This window comes from Chlorobiota bacterium (assembly GCA_016710285.1).
Lineage (GTDB): Bacteria > Bacteroidota > Ignavibacteria > OLB7 > OLB7 > OLB7.
The window spans coordinates 2603821-2628995 of record JADJXR010000001.1; the positions used below are offsets into that span (position 1 = coordinate 2603821).

Below are 25175 nucleotides of genomic sequence, written 5' to 3' on the forward strand. Positions count from 1 at the left end.
CGTCATGCCCCCCGTTTGTTTGGAAGCAACGCCCCGCAGCAAACCACCCCACCAGGAAGGAAGATTCCTCTCGCTCCCTTCCCCCCTCCATCAACATCCAGCACCGGACCTATTTTCTCAATCAAGTAATTCCATGAATCCAGAGACAACCCTCACCGACCTGCGTGCCGCCGTTGCCGCAGCCACCACGCCTGCCGAACGTGCCGGTGCGCTGAACCAGCTTGCCAAGAAATTAGAACAGCAAAGCCAATATGCCGAGAGTCTTGCTGCTGCGGAGGAAGCTCATGCCGCAGCCAAAGAAGCAGGTGATGGTGCTGCCGAGGCAGAGGCGTTGCGGTTGCAAGGTATCGTTCATCAAAGGCGGAGTGAATACCCGACGGCATTGGCGTTGTTGGCGAATTCGCTGAAACTGTTTGAAGAGCTTGGGAACCGTTCCGGTGTTGCTCGTGCTACCAACAACATCGGGATTGTGTACCGGAGCCTCTCGGAGTACCCAAAAGCGTTGGAGCATTTCAGCCGTGCGCTTGCCCTGCATGAAGAGCTTGGCGAACGTTCTGATGTTGCCCGTGTCACTGGGACCATCGGGATTGTGTACGCTCATCTTTCGGAGTACTCGAAAGCGTTGGAGCATTTCAGCCGTGCGCTTGCCATTTCTGAAGAGCTTGGCAATCGTGCGGGGATTGCTGAAGCCACCAACCACATCGGGAATGTGTACGGGAGACTTTCGGAGCACTCAAAAGCGTTGGAGCATTACAGTCGTTCGCTTGCCATGTATGAAGAGCTTGGCAATCGTTCCAGTGTTGCCATTGCCACTGGGAACATCGGGATTGTGTACAATAGACCTCTTTCAAAAGTCTAGATTACGGGTTATGTTTGGGGTCAACCAATATAAGGAAGAAGGATGCGCTACGCAGAGATTTGTGATCGTTCACCGGAACAATTTCGACGCTTAACGGGTGTGTTGCCGACAACCTTCGAGGCAATGCTCAAGGTCATTCGTGCAGCACGGCGAGAGTTTGGTCGCCCACCGAAACTGGTGTTGGCCGATCAGCTGTTGTTGACGCTGCTGTATTGGCGTGAGTATCGAGCGCAATATCACCTTGCAGCGGATTTTGGGATCAGCGAACCGACCTGCAGCCGGATCATTCGGCGAGTGGAGGATGAACTCACCCAGAGCAAAGAGTTTCAATTGCCGCAGCGTCCGCAGCCGCGAGGCGGGGACATAGAATTTGCCGTGATCGTGATCGATGCGACAGAAAGCCCGATTGAACGGCCAAAAAAAAGCAAAGGGAGTACTACAGCGGGAAGCGTGGATGCCACACAATCAAGACGCAGGTAGCCATGGCGTTGGGAAGTCGTCGGATCCTCAAGACAGAGTTTGGGGTTGGAAGCCAGCATGATTTCTCGTTATTGAAGCAGTGTGTGGGTCGGGGGTATAAGCGATTGTTGGGGAGTGGGAGTTGTTGGATGGCGGATTTGGGATATCTGGGGTTATCGAAGATCCCAGAGCAACGTATGGTTGCCGCACAAGCGGCGGAAGGGGTAGCATTAGGGGATTGGGAGAAGGAGGAGAATCGTGAGCATTCGCGGAAGCGGATCGTGATTGAGCATGTGTTTGGTCGGTTAAAGGTGTTCAAGATCATAGCGGAGAAGTATCGAAATCGTCGCAAGCGATTTGATGTGAGATTCAACCTCATCGCCGCCATCCATAATTTTGAACTCCCTTGAAAACTACTTTTGAAAGAGGTCTAATAGCCTCTCGGAGTACGCAAAAGCGTTGGAGTATTACACCCATGCTCTTGCCGTGCATGAAGAGCTTGGTGATCGCTCTGGTGTTGCCCGTGTCACTGGGAACATCGGGATTGTGTACGATAGCCTCTCGGAGTACGCGAAAGCGTTGGAGTATGGCAGCCGCGCTCTTGCGTTGCATGAAGAGCTTGGTGATCGTTCTGGTGTTGCCGCTACCACCGGAAACATCGGGAATGTGTACGTGTACCTTTCGGATTACCCGAAAGCGTTGGAGTATCTCAGTCGTGCGCTTGCCTTATATGAAGAGCTTGGTAATCGTTCCGGTGTTGCCATGGCCACCAACAACATCGGGATTGTGTACAAGTCCCTCTCGGAGTACCCGAACGCATTGGAGTATTTCAGCCGTGCGCTTGCCTTGCATGAAGAGCTTGGCCAGCGTTCCGGTGTTGCCCGTGCCACTGGGAACATCGGGGGTGTGTACGGTTCCCTCTCAGAATACCCGAAAGCGTTGGAGCACTTCACCTGTGCACTTGCTCTGCATGAAGAGCTTGGTGATCGTTCCGGTGTTGCCATTATCACTGGAAACCTTGGTTCACTCTATGCCCAAAAAGACTTCGCCGAGTACAACCCCGCCAAAGCCGAAGAGCTTCTCCAGCAAGCAATTACTCTCAATGAAGAACTGGGAACCAAAGACCAACTCTATGTAGCCCACCAATCCTTAGCCACTCTCTACGAACAAGAATCCCGCTTTGAGGAAGCCCTCACTCACTTCAAAAAATTCCACGAGGTGAAAGAGGAAGTTCAGAGCGAGGAAGCCAAAAAGAAAGCCATCCAAGTAGAACAACAACGGCAGATTGCGGAGATGGAAAAACGCACTGCTGCTGAGCGTGCGCGGGCCAAGGCCACTGAGGAGCTTCTCCACAAAACTCTCCCGCCAAGCATTGCCGATCGAATGATCTCCGGCGAACGCCAAATCGCCGACCGCTTCGACTCCGCCAGCATCCTGTTTGCCGATGTCGTCGGCTTCACTCCGATGACCGCGCAGATGCCAGCAAGTGCGGTGCTGGAGTTCATGAACTTCGTCTTCGCGCACTTCGATTCCATTGCCGCGAAGCACGGCTGCGAGCGAATCAAGACAATCGGCGACGGCTACATGGCGGCGTGTGGCGCACCAATTGAATGCCCGGACCACGCGGAGAGAATCGCAAGAATGGCGATGGAGATGCTGGAAGATGTGGCACTGCCGGAAAGCATCACCGAGCACTTACCGCCAAACACAGAGTTTGAAATCAGGATCGGCCTGCACACCGGCAGCATCACCGGCGGAGTAATCGGCACAGGCAAACTGGCCTACGACATCTACGGGGACACAGTGAACACGGCGAGCCGAATGGAAAGCCACGGGGAGGCTGGGAAGATTCACGTGAGTGAGGAGTTTGCCGCCGCACTTTCTTCGGCAATCAATACCGGCGAACTCCCCATCACGTTGGAAGAACGTGGCGAACTAAACATCAAAGGGAAAGGAACCCTTCGGACCTATTTTCTCAATCAAGTAATTCCATGAATCCAGAAACAACCCTGACCGACCTGCGCTCCGCCGTAGCCGCAGCCGCCACACCCGCCGAGCGTGCCAATGCGCTGAACCAACTTGCCGGGGAGTTGGAGCGGCAAGGAGAATATGCTGAAAGCCTTGCTGCCGCGGAGGAAGCTCATGCCGCAGCCAAAGAAGCAGGTGATGCTGCTGCCGAAGCAGAAGCCTTGCGGGTGCAAGGTTCTGTGCATTGGCGGAGGGGTAATTACCCCACGGCGTTGCCATTGCTGGAGCAATCGCTGAAGCTGTATGAAGAACGTGAGGATCGTTCCGATGTTGCTCGTGTCACCGTGGGCATCGGGAATGTGTACGCATCCCTTTCGGATTACCCGAAGGCGTTGGAGTATTACAGCCGTGCTCTTGCCCTGTTTGAAGAGCTTGGCAAACGTTCTGGTGTTGCCGGTGTTACCGGGAACATCGGGAATGTGTACTTGAACCTCTCGGATTATCCAAAAGTGTTGGAGTATTACAGCCGTGCTCTTGCCATGCATGAAGAGCTTGGCAATCGTTCCGGTGTTGCCAGTGTCACCAGCAACATCGGGACTGTGTACGGGGACCTTTCGGATTACCCAAAAGCATTGGAGTATCTCAGCCGTGCGCTTGCCATGCATGAAGAGCTTGGTGAGCGTTCCGGTGTTGCCATGGCCACCAACAACATCGGGATTGTGTACAAGTCCCTCTCGGATTACCCGAAGGCGTTGGAGTATTACAGCCGTGCGCTTGCCATGCATGAAGAGCTTGGGAATCGTTCTGGTGTTGCTATTACTACTGGGAACATCGGGATTGTGTACCAGAACCTTTCGGATTACCCGAAAGCGTTGGAGTATTTCAGCCGTGCTCTTGCCATGCGTGAAGAACTTGGCGAGCGTTCCGGTGTTGCCAGTATCACTAGGAACATTGGTTCACTCTATGCTCAAAAAGACTTCGCCGAGTACAACCCCGCCAAAGCCGAAGAGCTTCTCCAGCAAGCAATTGCTCTCAATGAAGAACTGGGAACCAAAGACCAACTCTATTCAGCCCACAAATCCTTAGCTAACCTCTACGAACAAGAATCCCGCTTTGAGGAAGCCCTCACCCACTTCAAAAAATTCCACGAAGTGAAAGAGGAAGTCCAGAGTGAGGAAGCAAAGAAGAAAGCCATCCAAGTAGAACAGCAACGGCAGATTGCGGAGATGGAAAAACGCACGGCTGCCGAACGTGCCGATGCTGAAGCCACCAAACGGGTCCTTCACAACATCCTTCCACCAACCATTGCCCAGCGTGTTGTTCGCGGCGAGGAACATATCGCTGAATCGTTCGAGTCGGTGACGGTGTTGTTTGCCGACATTGTTGGGTTCACGGTGCTTTCGCAAGGGATCACTCCACGGGAGTTGGTTGCGGGGTTGGACGTGCTGTTCAGCCAGTTCGATGAGTTGGCGGAGAAGTACGGGTTGGAGAAGATCAAGACGATTGGGGACGCGTACATGGCAGTATCGGGTCTGCCAGAAAGCCGTGAGAACCACGCAGAATCAGCGGCGCGAATGGCGATAGAGTTGGTGGAAGTAATTGCAGGGTTCGATGGGCTTGGGGATGGGATTCAACTCCAAGTACGGATTGGCTTGCACAGTGGAGAGGTAGTGGCGGGAATCATCGGAAAGAAGAAGTTCGCATACGACCTGTGGGGCGACGCAGTAAACACCGCGAGCCGAATGGAGAGCCACGGGGAGGCGGGGAAGATTCACGTGAGTGAAGAATTTGCCGCCGCACTTTCTTCGGCAATCAGCAAGGGCGAACTCCCCATCATGCTGGAAGAGCGTGGCGAACTAACCATCAAAGGGAAAGGAACTCTTCGGACCTATTTTCTAAACCCATCAACGAAATGAATCCAGAAACAACCCTGACAGACCTCCGCGCCGCCGTAGCCGCAGCAACCACACCCGCCGAGCGTGCCAATGCGCTGAACCAACTTGCGCAACAGTTAGCCCAGCAAAGTCAATATGCCGAGAGCCTTGCCGCCGCCGAAGAAGCCTACGAGCTTGCCAAAGAGGCTGGAGATGAGTTGGCTGAGGCAGAAGCGTTGCACCTGCAAGGTGTGGTCTGTTTGCAGAAGGGTGAGTACAGCACGGCGTTGCCATTACTGGAGGAGTCATTGCAGCTGTCGGAACATCTTGGAGATAGCTCCGGCACGGCTCGCACCCTCAACAGCATCGGGAATGTGTACCGGAACCTTTCGGATTACCCGAAAGCGTTGGAGTATTACAGCCGTGCGCTTGCCATGTTTGAAGAGCTTGGGGATCGTTCCGGTGTTGCTCGTGCTACCAACAACATCGGGAATGTGTACCGGAACCTCTCGGAGTACCCAAAAGCGTTGGAGTATTACAGCCGTTCGCTTGCCCTGTGTGAAGAGCTTGAGGATCGTTCCGGTGTTGCTGGTGCCACCGGAAACACCGGGCTTGTGTATTGGAACCTCTCGGATTACCCGAAAGCGTTGGAGTATTACAGCCGTGCGCTTGCCCTGTTTGAAGAGCTTGGGAATCGTTCCGGTGTTGCCAGTGCCACCATCGGCATGGGGAATGTGTACAACTCTCTTTCGGAGTACGCGAAAGCGTTGGAGTATTACAGCCGCTCGCTTGCCCTGCATGAAGAGCTTGGGGAGCGTTCTGGTGTTGCCCGTGTCACCGGGAACATCGGGGTTGTGTACGCATCCCTTTCGGAATACCCGAAAGCGTTGGAGTATTACAGCCGTTCGCTTGCCCTGTGTGAAGAGCTTGGGAATCGTTCTGGTGTTGCCAGTGCCACCGGGAACATCGGGAATGTGTACTACTACCTCTCGGAGTACGCAAAAGCGTTGGAGTATTACAGCCGTTCGCTTGCCGTGCATGAAGAGCTTGGGGATCGTTCCGGTGTTGCCAGTGGCACCGGAAACATCGGGGTTGTGTACGAATCCCTTTCGGAGTACCCGAAAGCGTTGGAGTATTTCAGCCGTGCGATTGCCCTGCATGAAGAGCTTGGCAATCGTTCGGGTGTTGCCATGGCCACCGGAAACATCGGGAGTGTGTACTGGAATCTCTCGGATTACCCGAAAGCGTTGGAGTATTACAGCCGTGCGCTTGCCTTGCATGAAGAGCTTGGCGAGCGCTCCGGTGCTGCCCATGTCACCGGGAACATCGGCTCACTCTACACTCGAAAAGCATTCGCCGAGTACAACCCCACCAAAGCCGAAGAGCTTCTCCAGCAGGCAATCACCTTTAACGAGGAACTGGGAACCAAAGACCAACTCTACTCAGCCCACCAATCTTTAGCCGAACTCTACGAACAAGAAGGCCGCTTCCAAGAAGCCCTCACTCACTTCAAGAAATTCCAAGAACTCTATCAAGAAGTCCAGAGCGAGGAGGCCCAGAAGAAAGCCATCCAAGTAGAACAACAACGGCAGATTGCGGAGATGGAGAAACGCACGGCTGCCGAGCGTGCGCGTGCAAAAGCCACCGAGGAGCTTCTCCACAAAACCCTCCCGCCAAGTATTGCCGATCGGATGATCTCCGGCGAACGCCAAATCGCGGACCGCTTCGACTCCGCCAGCATCCTGTTCGCCGATGTCGTCGGCTTCACGCCAATGACCGCGCAGATGCCAGCAAGCGCTGTTCTGGAGTTCATGAACTTCGTCTTCGCCCACTTCGATTCCATTGCCGCGAAGCACGGCTGCGAGCGAATCAAGACAATCGGCGACGGCTACATGGCGGCGTGCGGCGCACCGATTGAATGCGCGGATCACGCGGAGAGAATTGCCAGGATGGCGATGGAAATGCTGGAAGATGTGGCACTGCCAACCAGCATCACGGAGCATCTGCCACCAAACACAGAGTTCGAGATACGAATCGGCCTACACACCGGCAGCATCACCGGCGGAGTAATCGGCACGGGGAAGCTGGCCTATGATATTTACGGCGACGCAGTAAACACGGCCAGCCGAATGGAGAGCCACGGGGAGGCAGGGAAGATTCACGTGAGCGAGGAGTTTGCCGAGGAGCTTCGGCGAAAGGGAGGCGATTCTTCCTCAATGACCTTGCTGGAACGCGGGATGATGGAGGTGAAGGGGAAGGGGGCGATGCGCACCTATTTCCTTGCATCCTCGTGAACGCAATGACCGCTCCCCCCGTTGTCACCCTCACCGTTTTCCACGTTGCTGGGTGGCGGCGGGGATGGGCGTTTGCGCAGATGGGGCTGGCGCGCCCGCTGCTGCGGAACGTCCCCGGGTTGCAGTTCTGGAAAATGATGGGGGCCGGCGGCGGGCTGGGCTTCACCCTGCGCCCCGATTGGGGGCGGTACGCGCTTCTCTCCGTTTGGAAGGATCAGGAATCTTCAAAGGATTTTTTTGCCAGCTCCCTGTTCATCCGCCGCTACCGCCGCGCCGCCAGCAGGCTTTCCACGCTGGTGCTGCGGCCAATCGCCACGCATGGCAACTGGGACGGGGGGAACCCGTTCCTTCCCACCCTTCGCCGCAATCCGGAACCGGACGAACCAATTGCCGTGCTGACCCGCGCCTCAATCCGCCCGCTCCGCTCCCGTGCGTTCTGGGGCCAGGTCCCGCGCGTGAATCGGGAGATTGCGGAAACCCCAGGCCTGATTGCCTCGATTGGCGTTGGCGAACTCCCCTTCATCCGGCAAGCCACATTTTCGATTTGGGAGAACGCTGCGGCAATGAAGGCGTTCGCGTACGGAAGGCCGGAGCACCGGAACGCCATCCAGCGAACCCGCAGCGAAGGCTGGTACAGCGAAGAAATGTTCACCCGTTTTGTGGTGGTGGGGGGGATGGAGGAATTGCCATTGTAGCGTGCAACCCCGAACCCCGCAAACTGCGCCCGCACTCTGTGCAGAAATTGGCGTACTGGTGCCGGATCACCGCGTGGCAATGGCCACACATCCGCTCAAGCGGGCTGCCGCAGCAGGGGCAGTAGTGGTCGCTCAAGAAGCAGATCACCCCGCACGATTCGCAAACCCGCGAACCATCGGGCGAAGAAGGCGGATAGGTGTTCAGCATGGAAGTCGGTTATTGGGGATCGGTTGCTGGAAGGGAATGCGCGGAAGTTGCTTGATCTTTCCTGTGATCTTCGTGTGGCCTTCGCCAACGGCTCCTTCTTCATTGTATCTTCGCACGGTCACGGTTTTACGGATTGATGGTGACACCGCAAGGCCGATTGCACATTTGTTGGCGATACCATGAAGCCCTTCTCTGAACAGACCCCTTCCGAATCCCTTATCCCCAACGCCGAACAGCTTACCGGGTTCCTGAACCACGGGCTGATGCCGTTTGTGGGAAGGGAGAAGGAGTTCCAGAAGCTGATAGAGTTTTGGCGCGGAACGCCCGAATCCCACGGCGTGCGTGCCGCGCTGATAGTGGGGGAAGCCGGGATCGGAAAAAGCAGGTTGATGGAGGAACTGATGCCCCAGATCATGCGGGAAGGGGGGGCCGTGGTTCACATCCGTTTCTACCCCGAATCGGCAATCCACCCCGGGCATCTTCTTGCCGATGCGTTGCTTGGTTCCGCCGGCGCGCGCGAGGTCCTGCGGGACCATTCCCCCCAGGACCTTCCCAGCGGCATTGCTGCGTTGCGGCGGGTGGTCCGGTTGCGGCCAACGGTGCTGGTGGTGGAGGACCTCCATCTGCTTGCTGGCGATGCGGTGCGCGACTTTGCCGCAATCCTTGCCGCCCTTTCCGACGAACCCCTTTCGGTGGTTGGAACCACCCGCCCAACCCCAATCCCTGCCGCCGGAATCTTGGCCCCCTACCTTGTGGAAGAATTGGAGCTGCACGGCATCGGCCAGGAGGGGATTAAGGGATTGTGGAGGGCCCTGTTCAACGCACTTCCGTTGCCCCACGTGGTGGACCTTTTGCAGGAAGGAACCCGGGGGAACGCGCTGGCGGTCCGCTCGGCACTTCGCCGGGCACTGAGCACCGGAGCGGTGGAGCGGGGAAGCGGCCAGTGGAAAGTGTTTGCCCCTGCGTTTGCGTCGGTGGTGGAACGGAGTGTGGATATGCTGGCGGTGGGGATGACCGCGCACCTTCGCGAGGAGGAACGCGCCACGGTGCAGGTGCTGGCATCGCTGGGCGAAGTGTTCGCACGCGAAACTGCCGAGGCACTGCTTGGCCCAAACGCACGCCTGCTGAACCAGCTGCTGTTCAAGGGAATCCTGACCACCATCTCCAGCGCGCCGCGCCCGCTTCCCGGCGGCGAAAGCACCCACCCGCTGATTGCCTTCGCCCACACCTTGCTCCATCGCCAGCTTGCGGAGCTTCTTCCGCCGGACCTTTCTTCCTTGATTGATGTTGTTGCCAACAACCTTCCGCTCTACTCCATTCTCCCATATCGTTTGCTTGGCGAGCGGCTTCCGGCATCCGGCGCGGTGGACCGCCACGTGTTGCAGCAGGCAATGCATCGGGCGTTCGACACCGCGCGGCATATTGAGCAAAGTGCCCAGTGGCGGAACTCCATCATCCCGTTCCGTGCCGTTGCCGCAATGGCCTGTTCCTGCATTGCCGATTGGCCGGAGGAAGAATGGATACCCTTGCTTGCCGACCTGTACTACTACCGGCTGATGTTGCTCCGCCGCGACCGCCCCCAAGCCTCCGAACCCGCCGTTGATGGCTTCCTTCGGCTGACGGAAAACGCCGCAACCCCGTTGCTTCGCCGGCAGCGGCTGATGGCGTTGCGGTTCCTGTATCGCCTTTGTTGGGAACGGGATCACGTCCCCCGCAACGATATTTATGAAGAAGTCGAAGCGATTGTTGCCAGCAATCCCGAATTCCTTTACTCGCGGGAGTACGTCACCTTCCTCAGCTACCCCGCCAGCGTGGCTGCGCAGCGGGTGGATAATCAGGCCTGCCAGGCAATGGAGGAACGTGCCCAGCAGATTCTGGACTCCGAGCAATGCACCCCCCAACTCCGCCGCCAAATCCACGATTCCATCCTCCGCTTCCTGATGCAGTACTACGGTAATGCTGAACAGTACCGGCTGCGGTTGCAACAGCTTCAGCAGCTTGAGGATGAAGGGCTGAACGATTACCTGCTCCGCCAGTTCAAACTGCTGCTGCTGTTTGAAGGGGGTTTTATGGAGCAGATCATCGAACCCGCACGCGCCTACGTGGCCGAGATGGAGCATCGGGGGATGCTGATGAACTACTTCGACGTGCGGATGCGAAGCCTTTGCGCCCAGAACGCCCTGGGGCTTCCGTTCCCAATGGTGATGCAGGAGTGGGAGAAGATGTTCGCCGAAATTCCCGAAAGCCACATTATCCGTCTGGACGGCCAGCTCTCCTTCTTGGCAATCATCACCGCATTCTTCAACAATCGCGCTGCCGAGGGTGCGGCCTTGCTGGACCGTGTGTTCCCGGGCCGGCCAAGCACCTTCCCGATGATGCTGCTGACGGCGTTGATGGCCGATGCTCCATTCCCCGCAGCCTCCCATCAGTTTTTTCAGGACCCCCTGTTCGCCAGCGATGCCATGACGGCATTGGCTTCGTTCGTGATGAACAACCAAACGGAGCTTCGGGACCAAGCACGCCAGGCGGTGAAGGAAATCAACACCGAGCCGATCTACTCCGTGAAAGTGGTGCTCCACTACCTTACGGCCATTGAGCTTTTGTGGTATGCCGAGCGGAAAAACCTGGGGCTGGAAGGGAAACCGCAGCTGCAAGAAAAGGTGGATGCCGTGCTGGAATGGATGGTGGCGCAACGCCTTCACGGGTGGGCGCGGCCGTTGCTGGAACGCTACCGCCCGGTGCTGGCAAAACCGGCGGCGCGCGCCTGGGGCCAACGGATTGCGGAAGTTGAGCAGGCCCTGGCACCAATCCCTGAACTACAGCAAGCCCTTCCCCCGCAGCAGTTGCGGATCACCATGCTGGGGGCCATTACCGTGGCACGGCCCGGGGGGGCGGCCCAGCCAATCAGCGGCGCGCGCTCCCGAACTTTGCTTGGGCTGATGGTGGCGGACCAGATGCAGCGGCGGCGGCTTGGGCGCGAAGAGTTTTGGCGGATTGCCGGCGGCGGCGGCGATGACCTTGAGCACAGCCGCAAAGCGATGAACCAGGGAATACTCCGCCTGCGCGAAGCAATCACCCGCGAAGCCGTCCAGACCGACGGCGAAACCCCAACACTGAATTTCGATGCCGTGCAGGTGGACCTGCTGGAAGCGTTGCAGGCCCTGCGCCAGGCCGATTCCGCCGCCCGTGCCTCGGCTTGGATACGGGCGTTCCCGGCGGCGATGCGAGCGTTGGAGATTTCACGCGGCGAGGTCCCCTTCCCGACACTCTACGACGATTTTTTTGAGGCCACCCGCGAAGATTTCGAGGACCTGCTCCGCTCCACCACCTTGCGGGTTGCGCGCGGGCTGCTTCGCGAGGGGGACATCACCAGCGCGGAAGCATTGCTAACCCGCCTGTACGACATCATGCCGGAAGATGAGGAGGCTGGCACACTGCTGCAAAACGCCCTTATCGCCCTGGGCCGCCGCGCCGAAGCCGAGCGGGTGAAAATGCGGGCCGAAGCGGGGTGATGGGGGGCTATGGCCGTTCCGCCGTAACCACTAACTTTGCAGCCGTGTTGTGCTGGTGCTCCTGCATGAACGTTTCTCACAGTTGCAACCACCGTTGCAGTCATAATTGCAACCGCCGTTGCAGTCACGCTTGGCCGCCTGCTGGCGGCCCGCCGATTCCCTCTCAATACCATTGCGCGCATGATGTTTGCTCCTTGCTACGCTGTTCCCCGGCTTCGTTGGATATTCCCGTTCATTCTTCTTCTGGTGGCCCTGCTGCCGCGATTGGTGGCCGCACAAACGCCACCGCTGGATCCATACACCGCCGGCCGCCACTACCTTCTTGCCTTCCCCGACACCACGGCAACCGTCACCGACCCGAAGCATCCGCCGCAGCAAGGCTCGCAGTTCCTGATCTACGTCTTCTCCGCCACCGATAGCAATGCCGTGGCCGTTACCGGCGCTGCCGGGACCACCAGCCAGATGGTTGGCGCGGGGAAGTTCACGCAGTTTGCCATTTCCAACAGCCCGGTAATCACCCAAATGGGAACGCCGGTCGCCAACACGATTGAGGTGATTGCCCAGGACCCGGTCATCGTCTATTGCTACATGGTAACGCCGTTCGGGGCCGAGGCCTGGACACCGCTTCCGGTGGAGGCGTGGGGGAACGATTACTACACCGCCGCGCGCCAAAGCGAGCTGCTGACCGACTACGCACCCAGCGGCAACGACGGCCCAGCCGGGCGGCGGGTCCAGGGGGGAAATCAAATTGTGGTGATTGCACAGCAGGACAGCACCCGCCTGAAAATCTTCCCGAACGGGCAGCTTGCGGGGTTTGTCAACACCAGCAATCTGGTGCTGATGGCGGGGGAGGCCTTCATGGTTCAAGGGCTGGCCGACACCGCCACCGGAGTCCGTGCCGATTTGGGGGGATCGTTCATCACCGCCAACAAACCGATTGGCGTGCTGACCGGAAACACCCGCGCAATGGGCATTGACACCCTGGGCGGCGTCACCCGCAACTCCCTGAAAAACATGGCCGTGGAGTGGCTTGCCCCCGCCGAGCAGCATGGCGATGACTTCCTGTTCACCCCCACTGCGGACCCATTGCAGCGCGCGGCAAACTTCGTCCGCATCTACGGGACCAGCGCCGATTTCAAAGATGGATATTACACGATTGATGATGCCGGAAACAGCCGCACGTTCGGCGTGGTCAATCGCGGATTTTTCGAGGACACCAACCGGGCCGGAAAAGCCCGATACTACAAGCCGCAAGCCCCGGTCCAGGTGATGCTGACCGTCCCTGGGTTCTCCCGATTGCTCAGTTCCACCAAACTCTCCAACGGCAAAACGGCATCCAGCTACGAGACGTGGGGCGGGTTCATGGCGGAGATCACGCCGCGCAACCAGTGGGGGACCTTTGCGCCATTTATCACCCCTGCTGAGCCGTCGGGGATGGAGCATTACCTAAGCGTTGTCACCGACGATGCCCGCCGCAGCAACATCTTCTACAAAGTTGGCGACGGCCCCGAGCAACCCTTCCCCTTCCAGCCGACCGACGTTGCCGGAAGCGGCATCACATGGGGCGCGGTAAAAGTTGATGCCGGGAAGGAATGCTGGGTTCGCGGCGACGGCCCAACGGCGCGGTTTGGCGGGATCGTCTATGGGTTCAAAAAAGGGAGGGAGGAATGGAGGCCGAACCAAGCGATTCCGGAGTACGAGGAAGAGGTTGCGCTGGCGTACGGGTACCCGCTTGCGCCGCGCCGCCGTGTGGTGGGTCCTGGGGACTCGCTCAGCATTGCCGCAACGCCATCCGGTTGCTGCGGGTTGCTGGTGAATGCGCAAGCGATAAACCAAAGCCCAGTGGGATTGGAAGCGATTGCCCTGGAGAGCGGAGCGGTAAACACCACCCTGACGTTGGTGAACCCGGCCACGCCGGGCGAAGTTTTGCGAAGCCCCGCCGCCACCGTCCGGTTGCAACCAACCAACGGCGCGTTGCCGGCGCGTGCCACCCTGGTTTTCACCGACCGCACCGGGCGCGTTACCCGCGTCCCGTTCCGTTGCGCCCCCGATAGCCTTTCGCTTTCTCCATCGAAAGGGATTGACATCGGGCAGGTCCCCCCCGATACCGCTTGCATCGAAGCGGAGGTGACGGCCATTAACCCGTTGCAGCAGGACCTTCCGGTGGAGTCGGTGCGGTTGCTTGCCGACACCGTGGGGTTCCGCATCGTCTCGGTAACGCCGCCGGTCCCAGCGGTGCTGAAGCCAGGGGAATTGCTGAAGGTGAAAGTCTGCCTGCGCCCGGACCGCGACAGCACGTTGTTCCGCGACAGCCTGCTGTTCGGCTACCCTTGCGGCAGCGATACGCTTCCGCTTGCTGGGCTAAGCGCCACCCCGTGTATCGAGGTTGACACGCTTGATTTCGGGACGCTGCGCCAGTCCGACGAGCCGGTTACGCTGACGCTGAAAATCTGCAACAAGGGAACCGGAACGCTGACCTTCAACGACGACAGCGGAAGCGGGGTGATGAGTTGGCTAGTGGATAATTTCACCGTCGCCAAATCCGATTTGGATCGTTTGAAAGCTGCGCGGCTGATCCCCCGCGAGTGCATCACGCTGGCGGTGACGTTTACGCCAACGGAGATTGCGCAGTACGATGCCTGGGTCCGGTTCCAGTCGAACGCGGGGGATTGCAGCGACACGCTGATCTGGGTGGCGCGGGTGATTTCCGACACCGCAAGCGCCGCGCCGGACCCGGCGGAGCTTGCCGGCTACAAGCTTTTCCCGAACACCCCGAACCCGTTCAGCGAGGCAACGGAAATCTGGTTCAATCTTGGCCGGAGCGGGCAGACGCAGATTGAGGTGTTCGATCTTTCCGGGAAGCGCGTTGCGGTGGTGGCCAACCAGCAATTATCCGCCGGCCAGCACCGCCACCGCTGGCAATCTGGCGGAATCCCCGCCGGCATCTATATCATCCGCATCACCAGCGGCACCTGGCGTGCCGAGCAGCGGGTGACCGTGGCAAGGTAGCCGCCCCGACTGAGTTGGGATTAGTAAAAAAGGGGTAGCCGAAGGTCTTTAGCCTTCGGCGTCATCTTCGATCCTGGGCAGGCTAAAGACCTGCCGCTACCCTTGGACGACTGGGTAACTGCCCCGACCTTCGTCGGGGTTGATAAAAAAGGGGTGGCCGTCCCGACCTCCGTCGGGGTTGATAAAAGGGGTAGCCGAAGGTCTTTAGCCTTCGGCGTCATCTTCGATCCTGGGCAGGCTAAAGACCTGCCGCTACCCTTGGACGACTGGGTAACTGCCCCGACCTCCGTCGGGGTTGATAAAAAAGGGTAGCCGTCCCGACCTTCGTCGGGATTGATAAAAAGGGGTAGCCGAAGGTCTTTAGCCTTCGGCGTCATCTTCGATCCTGGGCAGGCTAAAGACCTGTTATCAATCCCGACGGATGTCGGGGTCGCTACCGTGATGGTCCGGCTTAGTCAGGGCCGCTACCGTGATGGCCCTGGCTTCCCATTTGGGTTGGCTGTGTATCTTGCCACCACTTCCTTCTGCTTCAAAAAAACAACAGCATAGACCTGCATCCGAATGAACCTTGAGCTTAACGATAAAACTGCGGTGATTGCCGCAAGCAGCCACGGGCTGGGCAAAGCAACCGCCGCACGCCTTGCCCGCGAAGGTGCCAACGTGGTGATTTGCGCACGCGGAAAAGAAGCGTTGATGAAAACCGCCGAGGAGATCAGCGCCGCAACCGGACGGCGCGTGGAATGGGTCCAGGCGGACCTGACAAAAGCCGATGACATCGAGATGCTGATGGATGCCACGCGCATCGCTTTCGGCAGCGTGGATATTCTGGTGACCAACTGCGGCGGACCAAAACGGGGGAGCTTCATGGCCCTTGATGACAAGGATTGGCGCGAGGCCACGGACCTGGTGCTGATGAGCGCGGTCCGCTTAATCCGCGCCGCAATCCCGTACATGCGGACCTCCGGCGGCGGGCGGATTGTGAACGTGGTTTCGATCTCGGTGAAGCAGCCAATCGAGCATCTGATGCTCTCCAACTCCTTGCGAAGCGGGGTGGTCGGGTTGGCCAAAACCCTTTCCACCGAGCTTGCGCCGTTCGGCATTTTGGTGAACAACGTCGCCGCCGGCTACGCCCTGACCAACCGTGTGTACGACCTGGCGATTGAGGAAGCGCGCGAGCTGGGAATCTCCCACGAGGAAATTTTAGCGCGATACCATGAGGACATCCCGCTGAACCGAATGGCGCGCCCGGAGGAGATTGCCGACGTGATCGCCTTCCTTGCTTCGGCCCGTGCCAGCTACATCACCGGGGCCACCATTCCGGTGGATGGCGGCTACAACATGGGGGTGATGTAATCCTAACCAAATTCCAACGCGGTGATTCCTCTGCTGGGGCGTTGCGCGTTGCCACCCGATCCCTTGCCAACATTCAACATTTGGACCTGCGATGATCCCTGAGCTTCGGAAGGAATTTAACGAGCGATTTACCGCACGGAAGTATGAGCTGTTCAAGCAACGGCTGACGGAGCGTTGCCGTGCGGAGATTGGGTTCCGCATCAGCGAGACTCCATTTTTTGTTCCGCGCCATATCCAACAAGCGTGCGAGCAAGGGGCGGTGGAGCTTGCGATGCTGGCCCACGACCCAGAGTATCTGAAGCTCAGCGATGCCACGCTGCAGCCCGAGTATGCCGTGCCGAACCAGACCGATCGCTCGATGTTTCTTGTGGTGGATTTCGCGATGGCCGAAGGGGAGAACGGGGAGGTTGTTCCGCGGCTGATCGAGATGCAGGGGTTCCCGTCGCTGATGGGATTCCAGATTGCGTTTGCTGAGCTGACGCAGGAGCATTGGGGGCTTCCCGACAATTTGGGCTACATCAACGGCGGCCACACTCGCCAGGAAGTTCTGGGATTGCTTCACCGCGCAATCGTTGCCCAGCACGACCCGGAAAATGTTGTGCTGCTGGAGCTTGACCCCTGGAACCAGAAAACCTGCTGCGATTTCCAGATCATGCGCGAGCTGCTGGGCCTGCACGTTGCCGACATCCGTTTTGTGAAGAAGGTGGGGGGGAAGCTCCATTATGAGAAGGATGGCCGCTTGGTCCCGATTCATCGAATCTTCAACCGCGCAATCGTTGATGAGATTCAGAAGAAGGGGGTGGAGCTTCCGTTTGGTTGGGGCGATGAGATTGATGTGGAGTGGGCGGGGCACCCCAACTGGTATTTCCGCATCAGCAAATTCACCCTTCCCTATCTGAATCACCCGCTGGTTCCGCAAGCAATTTTTCTGGACAGGATGGCCGAGCTTCCCCAAAACCTTGATGCCTTTGTCCTGAAACCCCTGTACTCCTTTGCCGGCGCTGGGGTGATTGTTGGCCCCACCGAAGCCGAGGTGAACGGGGTCCCAGCCGAGCAACGGGACAAGTACATTTTGCAGGAGCGCATCACCTACGCCGAAGCGATTACAACGCCGGAAGGGGGAACAAAAGCGGAGTACCGAATCATGCTGGTCTGGATGCCAGGGGAGGAACGCCCGCGCCCAATCATGGGCCTTGTGCGGATGGGCCGCGGAAAAATGATGGGGGTGGATTTCAACCGGAACATGACGTGGATTGGCGCGGGGTGCAATTTCTATCAGGGGTGAGTGAAGAAGAATTGCGGGGAAGAAAACTCAGTGCCAGATAAAAAAAAGCGGAGGCGCAACTGCGTCTCCGCTTTTTCTCTCATCGCCCTCTCTCTTTCTCCAATGGGCTTTTGGCCTTAATTCACCAGCGTGAACCGGACCACCACCTCCAGCTTGGAATCTCCATTCGATTCTTGCAGCTTCATGGTGCGTGTTGCGGAGCCATTCTGCAGGCGAAGGTCTTGCGCGGTGAACTTGTTGCTTTCGCCGGTGAACTCATAGCTTGCAGAGGTTCTGCCAAGGTTTGCGGCCGATTCCCCGCCGTCGAAATGATCCTGCACTGCCTCGTCGAACTGCACTTTGAAGTTGTCAATGCGGTCCGGGGCAATCGTCGTCTCGAACACCTTGTTGTTGTACGTCTCGGACCTTCCTTGGCCAAGCTGCAGCGGCGCACTGCTGTTGTAATCCCACAGTTTTTTGGTTGTTGGTTCGCCGCTCAACGTCCCCTGGGTTACGCGGGCGGTCATTGTTCCGTACAGGTCTTCGTTGTTTCCGGTCAGCGGGTTATCCACCACGTGTGTCACCTTCATGCTTAGCAGCTCAATGCGCAATTTTTTCACAAGCTCGCAGCCGAACAAGATGTCCCCTTCGGTGGTGAACCGAACGCCGATTGCTTGGTTCCCCTTTGCGTGCTCCATCGTGTAGGCGATTGGCACCGCAGCGGTTGCCGCGCTTAGGACCGTGGAAGAACGTGCGGTGATGTAGGCACGCAGCTTTGCTTTTGCGTCGTCGCCGGTTAAAATGGCGGCTGTTAGCGCGTTCCCCTCGCGTGAATTTCCGCCGATAATCGTTGCCTTCAAACTCAGCATCTGGAATTCGCCGCTGATGCTTGCGTTGGCGTCCGTTTCGGAATTCACCCCAACGGAGCTTCCCTCAATCTCTAGGCCCAAGCTCAGCCGGTCGCGGAAGAAGGCTTGCAGCTTTGCTGAACCGCCAATCCCTTCAATGGAAAGGAGCAGAACGCGCCCGTAGGTGACGGAGCTGATGACCGCTGCATCAACGTTGGCGGCGGCGTTCGGGTCCTGGAACAACGTTGGCCCCGATTCCCCAATCGTGACGGTGTACATTGGCTCGAACAAGGAGACCGTGTAGCGTTCAATTTTGGTTTGGGTGGATCCGCTTGCGCCGAACTCGCGTTGGATCCCGGCGGTTCCTGGTATCCCCAATTCCTCCAGCGGAAGCAATGCCCCGGCGGAGACTTGCAGCTCGGCAGCGGTTTCCAGCGATGAAGAAAGGAACTGTGCCTGGGCCGAAGATTGCGTTGGAATGGTTGCGCCGCGGTGCTGGTTGATTAACGCATCCACCGCCTGGTCCACGGTTGTGGCGTTGATTGGTCCCGAAACGGTAACGGGCGCAAGGTTGGTGTTGGTTTGCAGCAGATTGGTGGAAAGGGTGATTGGCTTGCGCGACGGCAACCCAGACTTCGTAACGAACGTCCCGTTCAGGACCCCTTGCGGCGTGACGATGTTCCCCGGGAAGATGTTCGTAAGGTTCATTCCCCGGAAGATGTCGAAGCTGCCGACGGTGGTGAAGTCAAGCCGGAACGGGCGCGCCTGGCAAATCACCGAGGACCCGCTCTCCTGCCGTTGGTTCCCCGATGCCGTGGCTTTGCGGTCGAACACCCCGCCGGTAATCAGTTCAATCTTCCCGCTGCTGTTGGTTGCCGATGCCATCACGCGGGGCGCGGATCCGCTGCTTCCGGTGCGGCTCACAATTTTGGTTATGATCTGCTGGTAGTTCTGCAATCCGCTGATCTTTCGGATGTTCTTTTTCTGCACCAGGGCTGTTCGTTTCACAACCGGCTGTGCTGTTGTTGTGGTTGCCAGCCCCAAGCCCGCGATGAACAGGCCGGATAATGCAATCGTCAGGTGGTGGAATCGTGTCCGTTTCATGGTCGTCTTCATGTCGTTGTGTTGGTTATTGGTTGCTGGTTGTTCCCTGTTCGGACGGTGCGTTGGCCGCCCGTCGTTAATGATGGGGAACAAGGTACAGGGGGGTGGTTAAAAAAATGGAGGCGAGCGGTTAAAGCCCCAAACCCCTAAAATTTTTATGGTTTGGAGGGGGGGAGGTAGCGGCAGGTCTTTAGCCTGCCAAGTAATAGGTGCCGAAGGCTAAAGACCTTTTATCAATCCCGACGGATGTCGGGGCGGCTACCCTTATGGTGGAGGTAGCGGCAGGTCTTTAGCCTGCCAAGTAATAGGTGCCGAAGGCTAAAGACCTTTTATCAATCCCGACAGATGTCGGGGCGGCTACCCTTACGGTGGCGGAAACAACGTGCGTCTATTTCCTGCGGGCGAATTGTTCCAGCAGCATTGTGGGGGTGGTGGTTGCTTTTTCCGCCCCGGCGATATCCAGGGCAATTCTTCCCCACTCCATCATCACCAGCCGCTGGCCAACGCGGGTGGCGTGGTCCATGTCGTGAGTCACCATCAGGGTGGTTAGGCTTCCTTCGCTGACGATTCGTGCGGTTAGCTCCATCACTTTTTCGGCGCTGGCTGGGTCCAGCGCGGCGGTGTGTTCATCAAGCAGCAGGATGCTGGGCGGGCGGAAGGTGGCCATCAGGAGCGTCAAGGCTTGGCGTTGCCCACCGGAAAGCAGGCCGATTGGGGTTTCCATCCGGTCCTCCAACTGCATCCCCAGCGCGGCCACGCGGTCCCGCAGTTGGTTGCGGAATGCGCGGTTCAACCCAACCAGCGGGCGTTTGGGAAGCCCCCGCAGCGCGGCAAGCCGAAGGTTCTCGGCAACGGTCATTGTTGGCGCGGTTCCGGCAAATGGGTTTTGGAACACCCGCCCAATAAACTGCGCACGCTGGTGTGCCGGCTGCTGTTCAACGGCTATCCCGTTGATGCGGATGCTTCCGCTGTCGGGCGCAAAGGTTCCGGCAATGGCGTTCAGCAGTGTGGATTTCCCCGACCCGTTCGCCCCAATCACCACAAGAAATTGTTGGTGGGGAATAGCAAGGTCCAGGGCATCAAGCGCGCGCACCAAGTTCGGGGTTCCCGCGCCGAATGTTTTGGAGCAGTTCACCAACTCTATCATCCCTTCCTCCTGGTCAAAAATTTGCTTTGTGGAAGGATGATTGCCAGCAGCACAAAGAACGCCGTGGCAATCTTCAGGTCGCTTGGCGCAAGGCCCAATTTCAGCACCACCGCCACAAGCTCGCGGAACAGGATGGTCCCCAGCAGAACGCAAAGCAGCCGCAGCCCCATGCGTTGCCCTTTGGGAAACGCCCCGGCTATCGTCTCGCCGATGATAACGCTTGCCAACCCAAACACCACAATCCCAATTCCCATCCCGATGTCGGCAAAGCTCTGGTACTGGGCCACCAAGCTGCCGCTGGCGGCAATCAGCGCGTTGGATAATCCAATCCCCACAATCTTCATCCGGTCGGTGCTTACGCCTTGCGCGGCAATCATGGTTTCGTTATCGCCGGTGGCACGCATTGCCAAACCGAAATCGGTGCGGAACAGGAAGGAGAGGAAGAGCAAGGCAGCGGCGGCAAGAAGGGAGAAAAGGATAATCGGCGGAAGGTAGGCGGGGGAATCGGAAGGGAGCAAGGCCGCAAACGGGGTGATGACGGTGGGGATATCCAACAGCGGCATTGTTGCCCGCCCCATAATCCGAAGGTTGATGGAGTAGAGGGCGGTCATCACCAAAATGCCGGCAAGCAGACCGTTCACTTTCAGCTTGGTGTGGATCAGCCCGGTTAGGGTTCCGGCAAGGAATCCGCCAGCGGTTGCCACCGCCACCACCGCAAACGGGTCCCAGCCGTGCGTCAGCAGCGCGGCGGTGATTGCCGCGCCAACCGTCAGCGAGCCGTCGGCGGTGATGTCGGGGAAGTTGTAGATGCGCATGGTGATGAACACCCCCATTCCCAGGAAGGCATACGCAAGCCCAAGCGCGACGGCACCAAACCAAAGGTCCATCTGGAGCGATAGGTAGTTCGAAGAATTCTTGCCAAACCGTGGCTTCGCTGCCCCCGGTTTGGCCGCAATGTAGGGGAGAAATCGGCCTATCGCAAACTATGAACGGTGAAGAACGCCGCCAACGAACCCACCGCGTGGCTACGCGACAGGTCCGTTAAAATGCACAGGGTGATATCCATATTGCCCGGCATAGACCTGCAATGCTTCCCGCAAAATCTTTCTGCCGCGGTGGATTCTTGAGCGGACGGTTCCGATGGGGCAGCCCTCCATGTGGGCAATCTCTTCGTAGTGGAAACCTTCAACGTCGCACAGAAGAACCATGCGGCGGAATGCGGGGGGAAGCGACTCCAACGCCCGGGTGACTTCATCATCGAAATGGCGTTGGCAGCATTGGTATTCCGGGTTGTCCTGCGGCGATGCCCTCCGTTCCTCAAAACACTCCGGGAGCCTTCCTTGTGGATTGCGGCAGGTGCGGACCATGCTGGTGGCGTAGCTGTTCCGCAGGATTCGGAACAGCCATGCGCGGCAGTTGGTCCCGGGTTGGAATTTGTCGAAAAACCGCCAAGCCTTCAGGAAGGTGTCTTGCACCAAATCTTCGGCTTCATCGCTGTTCCAGGTTAATCGCAGGGCCACGCGGTACAGGTAGTTGCGGTGCGGCATTGCTTCGCGCTCGAACCGCTCTTGCTCGTTGTCGTGGTTCGGCGTGGTGTTTGGCGTTGGGCTTGGTGCGGCTGGGATCGAGGAGTATCCACCCAGCGGGGATGTTGTGGCCTTTGTGCTGTGCATGGTGTCGGTAATATTGGCATAGATTGATTCAGAGACCGTTGTTCCGGTGCCCGGCGTTCGGGCGTGTGTGTCTGCGCGCTCTTCGTATCTTCGGCCCCCCCGCAAAACCAAGTATGGTGCGATTACTGCCGCCGGATGATCCGAACAGCAAGCAGTGTTGCAAGGGGTTTGCTTCCCGTAGGATGCAGGGTTGTTCTGCCGAACAGTGCCCTGCGGAACATTGCCATTTTCAGCAAACAGCAATCAAATCACGTAGATGCGTCCAATTCTCACGTTCACCGTAACCCATCCCCTTCCCGCGCCCCTTTCACGATTGTACGAGCTTGCCCACAACCTCTATTGGGTTTGGAACCCAACAATCCGCGAGTTCCTCCGCTCCATTGATCCGCAGCTGTGGCACTCCACCAACCATCACGCGCTGAAGGTCCTTTCCTCATTATCGGCCAAACGGCTGCAGGAGCTTGCTGCCGATGCGCAATTTCTTGAGCGGTATCAATCGGCCCTTGCGGAATTGGATGCGTATCTGTCGCAACCGGGCTGGTATCAAGCGGAAGGAAGAGGGGAACGGAAGGAGTGCATCGCGTATTTATCGGCGGAGTTCGGGCTGCATGAATCTATCCCGCTTTACTCCGGCGGCTTGGGCGTGCTCTCCGGCGATCACACCAAATCTGCCAGCGATCTGAAACTGCCGTTTGTCTGCGTTGGGCTGATGTATCAGCTGGGATATTTCCAGCAACGCCTTGCCAACGACGGCACCCAGTTGGAAAGCTACACCCTTAACGACACGACTTTGCTTCCGGTTAGCTTGGTTTCCGACGAAAAACACCGCCCCATCAGAATTTCTGTGGAGTATCCAAAAGGGCCGGTGTTCGCCCAAATCTGGAAACTCTCCGTTGGCGCGGTTCCGATCTACCTTCTGGACACCAACATCCGCGAGAACACCATCCCGGAATACCGCGACATCGGCGACTACTTATATGGCGGCGACCAAGAAACCCGCATCATGCAGGAGATCATGCTGGGAATTGGGGGGATGCGGGCCTTGCGCGCAATGGGCCTTACGCCAACCGTCACCCACAGCAACGAAGGGCACAGCGCGTTTTTGATGCTGGAGCGAATCCGCACCACTATGGCCGAGCTTGGAATGAGCTTTGCCGAAGCTGCCGAGCTTGTTGCCGCCGGCTCCGCCTTCACCACCCACACCCCCGTCCCGGCGGGGAACGATGTCTTTTCGGTGGAGCAGATCGAGCGATACTTTTCCGGCTACTGGCCGCAACTGGGCTTATCCCGCGAGCAGTTTTTGGCACTGGGAAGAATTGACCCCGCCAACGCCTCCGAATCGTTCCATATGCCGGTGCTGGCGTTGCGGCTTACCAGCCAGCATAACGGGGTAAGCCAGCTCCACGGCGAAGTCTCGCAACAGATGTGGGAAGGGGTTTGGCCGAACGTCCCCCGGCATGAGAACCCCATTGTTGGCATCACCAACGGCGTGCACACCCTAACATGGATTGCCGACGAAATGCGGGACCTGTTGGGGCGATATTTCGGCACCGACTGGCACCAGCGGATTGCCGACCCCGCAACCTGGGCCGCGGTGGATGCAATCCCCAACCAGGAGTTGTGGCGGCTTACCAACACGCTGCGGCAAGGGATGATTGAATATCTGCGGTGGCGGCTGGATGAACAGATCACCGAACTCTACGCCGGCTCGCCAACCGGGCGCAATCTGGACCAGGTGCTGGACCCCAACGCCCTCACCATTGGGTTTGCCCGGCGGTTTGCCACCTACAAACGGGCAACGCTTCTGTTCCGCGACCCCGAGCGTGCGGCGCGGCTGTTCAACAATCCCGAACGCCCCGTGCAGATGGTGGTTGCCGGCAAGGCCCACCCAAAAGATGCTGCGGGGAAGGAGTTCATCCGCCAGCTGATTCAAATTGCCCACCAGCATGGGTTGGAAGGGAAAGTGATCTTTGTGGAAGATTATGACATGGCGTTGGGGCGCAGGCTGGTGCAGGGGTGCGACGTTTGGCTGAACAACCCGCGCCGCCCCCTTGAAGCCAGCGGAACCAGCGGGATGAAGGCCGCAATCAACGGCACGCTGAACGTCTCAATCTTGGATGGATGGTTCCCCGAGGCCTACGATGGAAAGAATGGATTCCAGATTGGGGACGTGCGCGGCCTGCACAGCACCGACGCGCAAGATGAGATCGAATCGCGCCACCTCTATCGGGTTCTGGAAAACCAGGTGATCCCCTGCTTCTTCGATCGCGACCCGGACGGAATCCCACACCGCTGGGTGGAGATGCAAAAGCACGCCCTGAAAACCATGGCCCCCCAATTCAGCAGCGACCGGATGGTGGCCGAATACGCAACCCGATTCTACTTCCCCTGCAGCGACCGCTACGCACGGTTGCACGCCAACAACGGCCAGGCCGTGCGGCAGCTTATCGTGTGGAAACGCTGGATTGCCGAGCAATGGGGGGGCGTAAGCGTCCTTCAGTGCAGCGCGGAGCTGGTGGGGAACATGAAAATTGGCGACACGCTGCGGGTGACGGCAACCATTGCGCTGGGCCAGCTTTCCCCAAAAGACTTGCTGGTGGAGGCCTACTACGGCAACATTGATCCCGAAGGGCTGATTGCCGACGGGGAAGGGGCGCTGCTAACCTTGCAAGAATCGGGAAGCGGCGTGGCCCTGTACGAAGGGCTTGCCCCGCTTACCCGCCCAGGGCTTGGCGGGCTGACGGTTCGGGTGATCCCATATCACCCCGACCTTGCCCACAAGTTCGAGATGAAACGGGTCACCTTCGCGCCGGTTGAGGCGGGGGAGTGAGTGATACTGGGCTGCGCCCGTTCCCGTTCGCGGTGCGATTGCCACGCAATCACTCCATTGCCCGTATCCATTGCTCGG

At 58.4% G+C, this 25175-nt stretch carries 16 protein-coding genes; 12 read left to right on the forward strand and 4 right to left on the reverse strand.

Annotated elements, in window-relative coordinates:
* The first annotated feature begins 133 nt into the window (after positions 1-133).
* The 11 genes from IPM61_09515 to IPM61_09565 all read left to right on the forward strand — a co-directional run bounded on the left by IPM61_09515 (position 134) and on the right by IPM61_09565 (position 17516).
* Entirely contained in the window at positions 134-859 is a 726-nt protein-coding gene (locus IPM61_09515; GenBank protein MBK8911551.1) for a tetratricopeptide repeat protein, read from the forward strand.
* 42 nt (positions 860-901) lie between these two features.
* Positions 902-1339 carry a transposase family protein gene (locus tag IPM61_09520; protein ID MBK8911552.1) on the forward strand — a complete coding sequence of 146 codons (438 nt, stop codon included), beginning with the start codon at positions 902-904 and terminating at the stop codon, positions 1337-1339.
* Entirely contained in the window at positions 1324-1728 is a 405-nt protein-coding gene (locus IPM61_09525) for a transposase (GenBank protein ID MBK8911553.1), read from the forward strand. Before IPM61_09520 ends, IPM61_09525 begins: the two co-directional genes overlap by 16 nt.
* 49 nt (positions 1729-1777) lie before the next feature.
* Entirely contained in the window at positions 1778-3313 is a 1536-nt protein-coding gene (locus IPM61_09530) for a tetratricopeptide repeat protein (protein ID MBK8911554.1), read from the forward strand.
* The gene (locus IPM61_09535) at positions 3310-5202 is read left to right on the forward strand and encodes a tetratricopeptide repeat protein (protein ID MBK8911555.1); all 1893 of its coding nucleotides are present in this window, start codon (positions 3310-3312) and stop codon (positions 5200-5202) included. Before IPM61_09530 ends, IPM61_09535 begins: the two co-directional genes overlap by 4 nt.
* Complete coding sequence (locus IPM61_09540; GenBank protein ID MBK8911556.1) at positions 5199-7454, forward strand: tetratricopeptide repeat protein; 2256 nt, start codon at positions 5199-5201, stop codon at positions 7452-7454. Before IPM61_09535 ends, IPM61_09540 begins: the two co-directional genes overlap by 4 nt.
* On the forward strand, positions 7451-8149 hold the full coding sequence (locus IPM61_09545; GenBank protein MBK8911557.1) for a spheroidene monooxygenase: 699 nt from the start codon (positions 7451-7453) through the stop codon (positions 8147-8149). The genes IPM61_09540 and IPM61_09545 overlap by 4 nt, the downstream gene beginning before the upstream one ends.
* Before the next feature lie 387 nt (positions 8150-8536).
* Positions 8537-11869 carry an AAA family ATPase gene (locus tag IPM61_09550; GenBank protein MBK8911558.1) on the forward strand — a complete coding sequence of 1111 codons (3333 nt, stop codon included), beginning with the start codon at positions 8537-8539 and terminating at the stop codon, positions 11867-11869.
* Positions 11870-12049: 180 nt separating this feature from the next.
* Positions 12050-14878, forward strand: a complete 2829-nt coding sequence (locus IPM61_09555) for a T9SS type A sorting domain-containing protein (protein MBK8911559.1) — start codon at positions 12050-12052, stop codon at positions 14876-14878.
* A 561-nt stretch (positions 14879-15439) separates the two neighbouring features.
* Positions 15440-16231 carry an SDR family oxidoreductase gene (locus IPM61_09560; GenBank protein MBK8911560.1) on the forward strand — a complete coding sequence of 264 codons (792 nt, stop codon included), beginning with the start codon at positions 15440-15442 and terminating at the stop codon, positions 16229-16231.
* 91 nt (positions 16232-16322) lie between these two features.
* The gene (locus tag IPM61_09565; protein ID MBK8911561.1) at positions 16323-17516 is read left to right on the forward strand and encodes a hypothetical protein; all 1194 of its coding nucleotides are present in this window, start codon (positions 16323-16325) and stop codon (positions 17514-17516) included.
* 116 nt (positions 17517-17632) lie between these two features.
* On the opposite strand, the gene IPM61_09570 is transcribed toward IPM61_09565, so the two are convergent.
* The 4 genes from IPM61_09570 to IPM61_09585 all read right to left on the reverse strand — a co-directional run bounded on the left by IPM61_09570 (position 17633) and on the right by IPM61_09585 (position 22267).
* The gene (locus IPM61_09570; protein ID MBK8911562.1) at positions 17633-19459 is read right to left on the reverse strand and encodes a thiol-activated cytolysin family protein; all 1827 of its coding nucleotides are present in this window, start codon (positions 19457-19459) and stop codon (positions 17633-17635) included.
* Between the two features lie 376 nt (positions 19460-19835).
* Positions 19836-20594 carry an ATP-binding cassette domain-containing protein gene (locus IPM61_09575; protein ID MBK8911563.1) on the reverse strand — a complete coding sequence of 253 codons (759 nt, stop codon included), beginning with the start codon at positions 20592-20594 and terminating at the stop codon, positions 19836-19838.
* Complete coding sequence (locus tag IPM61_09580) at positions 20591-21481, reverse strand: ABC transporter permease (GenBank protein MBK8911564.1); 891 nt, start codon at positions 21479-21481, stop codon at positions 20591-20593. Before IPM61_09580 ends, IPM61_09575 begins: the two co-directional genes overlap by 4 nt.
* A 138-nt stretch (positions 21482-21619) precedes the next feature.
* On the reverse strand, positions 21620-22267 hold the full coding sequence (locus IPM61_09585) for a sigma-70 family RNA polymerase sigma factor (GenBank protein ID MBK8911565.1): 648 nt from the start codon (positions 22265-22267) through the stop codon (positions 21620-21622).
* Positions 22268-22523: 256 nt separating this feature from the next.
* Here IPM61_09585 and glgP point away from each other — a divergent pair, with 256 nt between their 5' ends.
* Positions 22524-25097, forward strand: coding sequence for an alpha-glucan family phosphorylase (gene glgP / locus IPM61_09590; protein ID MBK8911566.1), 2574 nt, complete (start codon positions 22524-22526; stop codon positions 25095-25097).
* The last annotated feature ends 78 nt before the right edge of the window (positions 25098-25175 follow it).

Coding starts and splice junctions, on each gene's coding strand:
- IPM61_09515 (MBK8911551.1), top strand. CDS start 134: ATGAATCCAGAGACAACCCTCACCGACCTGCGTGCCGCCGTTGCCGCA.
- IPM61_09520 (MBK8911552.1), top strand. CDS start 902: ATGCGCTACGCAGAGATTTGTGATCGTTCACCGGAACAATTTCGACGC.
- IPM61_09535 (MBK8911555.1), top strand. CDS start 3,310: ATGAATCCAGAAACAACCCTGACCGACCTGCGCTCCGCCGTAGCCGCA.
- IPM61_09540 (MBK8911556.1), top strand. CDS start 5,199: ATGAATCCAGAAACAACCCTGACAGACCTCCGCGCCGCCGTAGCCGCA.
- IPM61_09550 (MBK8911558.1), top strand. CDS start 8,537: ATGAAGCCCTTCTCTGAACAGACCCCTTCCGAATCCCTTATCCCCAAC.
- IPM61_09555 (MBK8911559.1), top strand. CDS start 12,050: ATGATGTTTGCTCCTTGCTACGCTGTTCCCCGGCTTCGTTGGATATTC.
- IPM61_09560 (MBK8911560.1), top strand. CDS start 15,440: ATGAACCTTGAGCTTAACGATAAAACTGCGGTGATTGCCGCAAGCAGC.
- IPM61_09565 (MBK8911561.1), top strand. CDS start 16,323: ATGATCCCTGAGCTTCGGAAGGAATTTAACGAGCGATTTACCGCACGG.
- IPM61_09570 (MBK8911562.1), bottom strand. CDS start 19,459: ATGAAGACGACCATGAAACGGACACGATTCCACCACCTGACGATTGCA.
- IPM61_09575 (MBK8911563.1), bottom strand. CDS start 20,594: ATGATAGAGTTGGTGAACTGCTCCAAAACATTCGGCGCGGGAACCCCG.
- IPM61_09580 (MBK8911564.1), bottom strand. CDS start 21,481: ATGGACCTTTGGTTTGGTGCCGTCGCGCTTGGGCTTGCGTATGCCTTC.
- IPM61_09585 (MBK8911565.1), bottom strand. CDS start 22,267: ATGCACAGCACAAAGGCCACAACATCCCCGCTGGGTGGATACTCCTCG.
- glgP (MBK8911566.1), top strand. CDS start 22,524: ATGCGTCCAATTCTCACGTTCACCGTAACCCATCCCCTTCCCGCGCCC.